8 protein-coding genes are annotated in these 7,557 nt (G+C 36.2%); 3 read left to right on the top strand and 5 right to left on the bottom strand.

Going from position 1 to position 7,557, the window contains the following annotated elements; translation table 11 throughout:
- The first annotated feature begins 354 nt into the window (after positions 1-354).
- Positions 355-1,545, top strand: coding sequence for a HAMP domain-containing sensor histidine kinase (locus GNE10_RS29505; protein WP_185569269.1), 1,191 nt, complete (start codon positions 355-357; stop codon positions 1,543-1,545).
- 6 nt (positions 1,546-1,551) lie between these two features.
- Here GNE10_RS29505 and GNE10_RS29500 read toward each other — a convergent pair whose 3' ends face one another.
- The 4 genes from GNE10_RS29500 to GNE10_RS29485 form a co-directional block, all read right to left on the bottom strand.
- Positions 1,552-1,887, bottom strand: a complete 336-nt coding sequence (locus tag GNE10_RS29500) for a XisI protein (RefSeq protein ID WP_185569267.1) — start codon at positions 1,885-1,887, stop codon at positions 1,552-1,554.
- Positions 1,875-2,291, bottom strand: a complete 417-nt coding sequence (locus tag GNE10_RS29495) for a XisH family protein (RefSeq protein ID WP_185569265.1) — start codon at positions 2,289-2,291, stop codon at positions 1,875-1,877. Before GNE10_RS29495 ends, GNE10_RS29500 begins: the two co-directional genes overlap by 13 nt.
- A gap of 85 nt (positions 2,292-2,376) precedes the next feature.
- Positions 2,377-3,060, bottom strand: a complete 684-nt coding sequence (gene rnc / locus GNE10_RS29490) for a ribonuclease III (protein ID WP_185569263.1) — start codon at positions 3,058-3,060, stop codon at positions 2,377-2,379.
- A 97-nt stretch (positions 3,061-3,157) separates the two neighbouring features.
- A complete protein-coding gene (locus tag GNE10_RS29485) occupies positions 3,158-3,394 on the bottom strand; it encodes an HNH endonuclease (protein WP_185569261.1) in 237 nt (78 codons plus the stop codon).
- Positions 3,395-4,009: 615 nt separating this feature from the next.
- Here GNE10_RS29485 and GNE10_RS29480 point away from each other — a divergent pair.
- Together GNE10_RS29480 and GNE10_RS29475 are read left to right on the top strand one after the other, a co-directional pair.
- The gene (locus GNE10_RS29480; protein ID WP_185569260.1) at positions 4,010-4,267 is read left to right on the top strand and encodes a type II toxin-antitoxin system ParD family antitoxin; all 258 of its coding nucleotides are present in this window, start codon (positions 4,010-4,012) and stop codon (positions 4,265-4,267) included.
- Positions 4,264-4,560: a type II toxin-antitoxin system RelE/ParE family toxin gene (locus GNE10_RS29475; RefSeq protein WP_185569258.1), complete on the top strand. Its 297-nt coding sequence runs from the start codon at positions 4,264-4,266 to the stop codon at positions 4,558-4,560. Before GNE10_RS29480 ends, GNE10_RS29475 begins: the two co-directional genes overlap by 4 nt.
- 133 nt (positions 4,561-4,693) lie before the next feature.
- On the opposite strand, the gene GNE10_RS29470 is transcribed toward GNE10_RS29475, so the two are convergent.
- Positions 4,694-7,396 (bottom strand): MGH1-like glycoside hydrolase domain-containing protein, encoded by a 2,703-nt coding sequence (locus GNE10_RS29470; RefSeq protein WP_185569256.1) that lies wholly within the window; start codon positions 7,394-7,396, stop codon positions 4,694-4,696.
- Positions 7,397-7,557 lie beyond the last annotated feature (161 nt).

The following is a 7,557-nucleotide window of genomic DNA, read 5'->3' as shown; positions in this document are numbered from 1 at the left end:
GTTATTAACCTTGTTTTTACTTAATTTATAAATATTATAAATGTTAAAAAATCGAATTATCTTAGGATAAAAATTCTTGCCTAGTAAGAAATACAGCAGTAATATTATCAATGATCTACGTTGTTAGCTACTATATTTTTATTCATAAAGAAAATATATATTATACATTAAGATATTCCGTACTGAGGTTTGATAACGATATTTCAAGTTTTTGCTAATCTACGAGACGATAGATAAAATCTATTACTTTTGATAGGTGAATTTTGAATTTTTTTTTGGTAAAAAGTCGCTCTAGTGGCTAAACTAATTGCATATGGAAATTTACTCATCTCTCTGTTAGCTGAATTTAACATAATGGATTTTAGTCAATTCCTGGCTGACAAAACTGATATCATCCTAAACAAGTGGGTGAAAGCAGTTCGTAAAGATCAACGGATTGAAAGTGCTGATGATTTATCTTATACAGCCATTAGAAATCATATTCCCAGTGTTTTGAAAGCAATGGTAACGGTACTTTCAAAATCTGAGGAGAATGACATTCAATCGATCATTGTTGCGAGTTTTGAGCATGGGGCGATTCGAGCCGAACAAGGTTTTGATGCAACAGAAATTGCCAGAGAATATCATCTATTAAGAACAGTAATATTTGACACTATTCACGCCGATTTATTGAAAGGAACACCGGCAGAAATTATTCGTTCTATGCGTTTGATTGACGCTATTGTAGATGAAGCGATCGCTCGCTGTTTTAAGAGTTATGTTGAAGAACGGTTGCGAGAACTGAGGCAGTTACAAACATCATTAACACTGCACAATCAGGAATTGACAAGGTTAATTAGCGCTAATCAAGAGTATATTTCCCAACTAGCCCACGAATTAAAACATCCCCTAACTTCAATTATTGGATACTCGGATTTATTTTTACGCCAACAACGCAAAAAAACCAAGGTAAAAGACAACTATACCAATTTAGAACATATTGAGCGGGTGTTACGTAATGGTAGACAATTACTTCACTTAATTAATGATGTGTTGGAACTTTCACGCTATGATGCGGGACAAATAAAACTGCAATTAGCACCGACGAATGTGCCGGAACTCATTCATAATGTCTGTGAAATGTTGGAACCTTTAGCTGTAGAGAAAAACTTGAAAATCGTATTCGATTGCCAGCGCGCTCCTCAAGATTTACTTACAGATTCATTTCAATTGCAACAAGTTGTTACTAATCTTATTAGTAATGCAATTCGTTATACAGAGTCTGGGACTATTATTGTAATGTGTCAAGTGTTGGAGAAACAGAAATGGGCGATCGCAGTTTCCGACACTGGAATTGGCATTGCACCAGAACACCAAGCCGAGATATTTGAACCTTATTTTCGGGTAAATGCTGGCGATCGTCCTTACCTTCCTGATAGTACAGGATTAGGGTTGGCAATAGTTTGGCGGTTAGTGAAATTATTACAAGGCGAAGTTAACTTAGTTTCTGAAGTGGGAGTTGGTTCGACTTTCACTGTAGTTTTGCCATTGGAATTGCAAATGTGAGATATTTTAGGAAACAGCATATCCTGTGTGTTGCCTGACATTTTGTGGATGAAATGCTAAGACAATTTTTTCTTTGGGAATTCCTGCTGCAACTAATTCATGGGTAACTCCATCTTCTGTGTCATCACGTTGCACCCAAATTTTGTCATCAATAATGTCAATATGAACTAAGCAACCATGAATTCGCTTGACACCATCCCAGCCTAACGTTATCAGTAAATAACTGTCATTTTCGCGATCAAAAATTGTTTGACATTTAAGATCGCCGTAAGAATAAGGTATTTGTGTGTAGGGTACTAATACCTGTTTAATAATGCGTCGATAATTATCTAAGATGTCCATTGGATAATCCTCTCAACCTCTGGATTAAAAACTAGTAACTTGAGATTCTCAGTTTCTATTAAAAGTTTACCAATAGGTTCTTCAAACAAAGTCGTAAATACGCTGTCGCGTACTGCCAAATATAATGTTCTTTTTGGTTCTAGGCGCTGGATAACAGCACGATACATAATAAATCCTCCAATGGCATCTTTGAGATCTGCCATTTCTGAGGGACTGACAAAACTTTTAATTTCTACAGCTATTTTTCTATTTCCTTGTTCTGCTGCTAAGAGTTGTTTAGCTCCTAAATCTACATACATATCCTTTTGACCCCATTTTAAATGTAAGGGATCGTCAGTAATTATCCAGCTTTCTTTAATTAAAGCATTTTTCACAGCATCATGATAAATATCTCTTGCAGGCATATCAAAGTATTTAAATTACAACAATTTTCCTGGGATTAGTTTTGATTTAGTTTCTGTACATTTTGAGTGAGATGAAAAATAATTTCTACACCAACCCTTGTTTTTTCAATTTAACTAATGCATCTTCAGCAGCAGCTTTTTCAGCATCTTTTTTATTACGTCCCTTACCTTCGCCGTAGATTTTTTCAGCTACAAGTACTTTAGCTACAAATTCCGGTGCGTGGGACAAACCGCCTGTTTGGACTGTGATATATTTAGGAGGAGTTTGTGTAACATTGCGTTGTACCCATTCTTGAAAGCGATTCTTTGCATCTACATTAGAACGGGAAATCACAATTTGTTCGGGTACAGAATTAAACAGTGGTTCTATAATTGCGCGAACTGCTTGAATATCTGAATTATTATCTAGATAATAAGCACCAATAACAGCTTCAAAGGTGCTGCTAAGTAAATTGGGATTATAATATCCTCCGTCTTGAATAGCACCTTTTCCTAAGCGCATTTTAAAGTTTAAATCTATTTCTTCAGCGAATTTTGCTAGCTGCTTTTCATCCACCAACGCAGAACGCCGCCGCGTTAATTCATCTTCTCCCTTTTCTGGATGACGGCGATAAAGATATTCCCCACTTAAGAAATTCAGCAAAGCATCACCGAGAAATTCTAGGCGTTCGTTATGTTCGCCTTCTCCTGGGTTTTCATGAACATAAGAACGGTGAGTCAGCGCACGGCGTAGAAGTTTTTCATCACGAAATTTGAGAAGTTTGTGCATTTTTATCTTTTGTTTTTTTGTCTTAGCCAATTGATTGAGGAGGGTAGATAAGATACCTACCCTGCAAGATAAAATACTCAAAAATTTGAGCTACTATTTAGAAATAGTTACCTTTTATCCAGATAGGCGGATAAATACTGTTTCCACGAGTGTTATTACACTTAAAACAAGAAAGACGCAAGTTTTCAAAAGAATTAGAACCTCCACGACTCTTAGGTAAAAGGTGTTCAATCGTCAGCTTTTCTTGGGGTAGATTCTGGCGACACCACCAACAGTTAGAGTCATATAAATCAAGAAGTTGCTGTTTTTTATTACGTTTTTGTCTCGAATTCATTGTCTTGATTTTCCATTTTAGTTAATGTTTGCAACAGCAATGGAATATCACACATCTAGTGTTAGCAAATTTATTTTGAGGAAAATTATCAAAAATGAATCTTCCCCTATGAAAAAATTTGCTATCTAAGCTTTTGTTTGGTTGAAGTCTCAGCCGTAGAATTCCTGGCTTACTACCAAGTTTCGCGTCATCCCGTCCCCTGAATATTTATCCAAACATCTCATCTTCCCTTTGAAAGTCTAGTCAATCGGTTGACCTGACATTGGGCTGAATACTCAGCTGAAGGGATGACACGAAGCTTGGCAGTAAACCAGGAATTCTGCTGCTGAGACAACACCAAAAACTTGCATTTTAGAGTGCGATTATTTATGTTGTCCTAAATACACATTTGCATACGTAATCTGGGATTGTCAATATAGTCATTTATGAAGATTTGTCAAAGCGATCGCTTGATATAATCCTACTTAAAAGGAGCAGGTAACAAGCAAGCTGAAAATAACATCAAATCTAGCAAACTCACACAAGCGAGGTAGCCATAACGAACAATTGCTTTTTATGTGTCAATGTTGTTAGAACAAAGATAATAACAGTATTAATTATATAAAGTGAGAAAATATGTACATCCAAATTAAGCCAGAATTAGAGCAATTTATTCAGGCGCAGCTTGCAACTGGTAGATTCGCTAGTGCAGATGATGTAATAAATGAAGCCTTTAAACTGCTACAAGAAAGAGAGCAGCGAATTGAAGAATTACGGCAAAAAATTGCTTTAGGAACTGAACAAATCGCTAAGGGACAAGTAACTGATGGTGAAGTTGTATTTGCCAGATTCCAAGAAAAAATTCGTAAAATTGCTGAGGAATCTTCTGAATGAACAATTATTCACTTTCAGATGCAGCAATTCGAGATTTAGACGAAATTTGTGAATATATTGCCCGTAGTAACCCAAAAGCAGCAAGTAAGCTTTTTGATGACATTCGCCAGAAGTGTAAATTAGTAGCTAATTTTCCTAATATGGGAAAAAGTTATGCAAGGTTTGTACCAAATTTACGCGGTTTTGTTGTAGATGATTACATTATATTCTACTATCCAAGAGAAGACGGAATTAGTATTATTCGTGTTGCCAGCGGTTATCGAAATTTAGAGTCTTTATTTGCCGATGAATAATTAAACCATAACTATTAAAAGTGACTAATTTTTGTTAATGATGAATTTGGTTATAATTCAAGGAAGATATTTCAAATCTCCGATTTTTCAAAGAAGCTGGAGATTTATTGATCGATATAAATTAACATAAGAATTATGTTAAAGCGATCGCCTTTTTTTCTTCATCATTGTTTTGTCCATGATATTGTGTTTTATATTCGCCACATTCCTGGATTAAGTTAGCAACTAAGCCAGTCCATCCTGTTTGGTGACTGGCTCCAATTCCAGCACCATTATCACCATGAAAATATTCATAAAATAAAATTAAATTCTGCCAATGGGGGTCATTTTGAAACTTTGATGTTGCACCATAAACAGGTCGTTTACCAGAGGAATTTTTTAAGAAAATTCTCATTAACCTTTGAGATAGTTCTAATGCAATTTCGCGGAGTGTCATCATCTTACCAGAACCGGTTGGACATTCCAATTGAAAATCATTCCCTAAATAAGAATGAAACTTTTGTAGAGATTCAATTAGTAAAAAATTCACTGGAAACCAAATAGGGCCGCGCCAATTAGAATTTCCACCAAATAAGCCACTACTAGATTCAGCAGGTTCATAATCTACACGAAATTGACAACCGTTGACATCAAAGATATAGGGATGTTCGGCGTGAAATCTGGAAAGTGCGCGAATACCGTAGGAACTGAAAAACTCGCTTTCATCTAGCATTTTTTGGAGAATACTTTTGAGTTTATCTCTAGAAGCGATCGCCAGCAATCTCCTAGCACCAATTCCTGTGGTTTCCATGCAAGCTACATTCTGTCGTAAATCAGGACGGTTGCAGATAAACCATTCTAATCGCTTCTTGAAACCAGGAAGCATTTTTAATGTTTCTGGTTCAATTGTTTCAATGGCAAACAGAGGAATTAATCCTACCATTGACCGGACTTTTAAGGTAATCTGCTGCTCATTTAAATGCAGTACATCGTAGTAAAAACCGTCGGATTTGTTCCATAAACTAACTTCCATTTCGCCAATCTTATTCATGGCATCAGCGATATACAGAAAATGCTCAAAAAACTTAGTAGCAATGTCCTCATAAACAGGATTAGTCTTGGCTAATTCTAAGGCAATAGCTAACATGTTTAAACAATACATTCCCATCCAACTTGTACCGTCGGATTGGTCAATGTGTCCGCCTGTGGGCAGTTCTGCACTGCGGTCAAATACACCAATATTATCTAATCCTAAAAATCCACCTTGAAAAACATTATTACCTTTGGCATCTTTTCGATTTACCCACCAGGTAAAATTCAGCATCAACTTTTGAAAAACTCTTTCTAAAAACTGTCTGTCTGTTCGTCCATAAATTTTTTGTTCAATTTGATAAATTCGCCAAGTTGCCCACGCATGAACCGGAGGATTAACATCACTAAATTTCCATTCATAAGCAGGAATTTGCCCGTTAGGATGCATATACCATTCCCGTGTTAAAACATCCAATTGATATTTTGCAAATTCTGGGTCAATCATTGCCAAAGGAATGGTATGAAATGCTAAATCCCAAGCAGCATACCAAGGATATTCCCATTTATCAGGCATAGAAAGAATATCTTCATTATATAGATGAAACCATTCTTGATTTCTGCCATTTTGGCGTTCTGGTGGTGGGGATGGGGCGTTGCCATCGCCTTTTAGCCAATCCTCTACAATGTAATGATAAAATTGCTTGCTCCACAACATTCCAGCAAAAGCTTGTCGCTGTACATTCCGCATATCTTCGCTCAAAGAATGTGGTACAATTCGCTGATAAAATTCCTCTGCTTCCTGTTGTCGTTTGTTAAAAATTTCATCAAAATCTTTGCCCAATGGCTCAACTAAATTTTGTGTATTACTGAGTCGCAATTTCACAATTTTAGTTTCACCTGCACCAACTGTTAATATATAATTAGCGGCTGCTTTAGTACCTATTTTATCTGGATTTACAGCCGCTTTTAATCCTTGGACAATATAATCATTAATACCATCTTTTACATAAGCAGATGTATTACTATAGCCAAATAATTTTTGGGAATTAGTTTCATTTTCTGTAAATAAAACCTCAGTTGCTTGTTGACAATAAAGCCACCTCATTCCTAAAGTTAAATGAGATGCTTCAATGATATTACAAGTATCACTTACTTTAACTTCTTTTAAAATAGGTTTGTTATCATCCCCATTCCAAGACCAAGTATTGCGAAACCAAAGAGTAGGTAGAACATGGAGTGTTTTTGCCTCTAATCCTCGATTTACTACTGTAATTTGGATAAGAATATCTTCCGCAGAATGTTTGGCATACTCTACAAAAACATCAAAGTAGCGGTCATCATCAAATACACCCGTATCTAGTAATTCAAATTCTAGTTCTTCACGACTGCGGCGTTGATTTTCTGCAACTAATTGCGAGTAGGGAAATGCTGCTTGTGGATATTTATACAGCATTTTCATATAAGAATGAGTAGGAGTATTATCTAAATAAAAGTAATATTCCTTGACATCTTCGCCATGATTGCCTTCATTGCCGGTGAGACCAAAAATTCGTTCTTTGAGAATAGCATCTTCACCATTCCAAAGGGCAATGGCAAAACAAAGTCGTTGGTGATTATCTGAAATTCCGGCAATTCCATCTTCTCCCCAACGATAGGCGCGAGAACGGGCTTGGTCATGGGTAAAATAATCCCACGCACTACCATTATGGCTGTAATCTTCGCGTACTGTTCCCCATTGGCGATCGCTCAAATATGGCCCCCATCTTCGCCAATGAACTATGCGATCCAAAGCTTGCGCTAATCTAATTTCTTCCTGAGTCGTCATAATATCATCCCGTGCATATCTGCACTTTCATTAATTTACTATGTGGAGTATCACTTTTTTAGCCCAAACCCAGCTGAAGTTTTAATGAAAAATTTGCCAGGAAAATTTGTAAATAAATTTAGGATATACTCATGCAAAAATTATATTAATTTTCATAAGGT

The organism is Nostoc sp. 2RC, assembly GCF_014222165.1.
Classification (GTDB): Bacteria; Cyanobacteriota; Cyanobacteriia; order Cyanobacteriales; family Nostocaceae; genus Nostoc; species Nostoc linckia.
This window is presented reverse-complemented; position numbering and strand designations above follow the sequence as displayed.

Coding starts and splice junctions, on each gene's coding strand:
- GNE10_RS29505 (WP_185569269.1), top strand. CDS start 355: ATGGATTTTAGTCAATTCCTGGCTGACAAAACTGATATCATCCTAAAC.
- GNE10_RS29500 (WP_185569267.1), bottom strand. CDS start 1,887: ATGGACATCTTAGATAATTATCGACGCATTATTAAACAGGTATTAGTA.
- GNE10_RS29495 (WP_185569265.1), bottom strand. CDS start 2,291: ATGCCTGCAAGAGATATTTATCATGATGCTGTGAAAAATGCTTTAATT.
- rnc (WP_185569263.1), bottom strand. CDS start 3,060: ATGCACAAACTTCTCAAATTTCGTGATGAAAAACTTCTACGCCGTGCG.
- GNE10_RS29485 (WP_185569261.1), bottom strand. CDS start 3,394: ATGAATTCGAGACAAAAACGTAATAAAAAACAGCAACTTCTTGATTTA.
- GNE10_RS29480 (WP_185569260.1), top strand. CDS start 4,010: ATGTACATCCAAATTAAGCCAGAATTAGAGCAATTTATTCAGGCGCAG.
- GNE10_RS29475 (WP_185569258.1), top strand. CDS start 4,264: ATGAACAATTATTCACTTTCAGATGCAGCAATTCGAGATTTAGACGAA.
- GNE10_RS29470 (WP_185569256.1), bottom strand. CDS start 7,396: ATGACGACTCAGGAAGAAATTAGATTAGCGCAAGCTTTGGATCGCATA.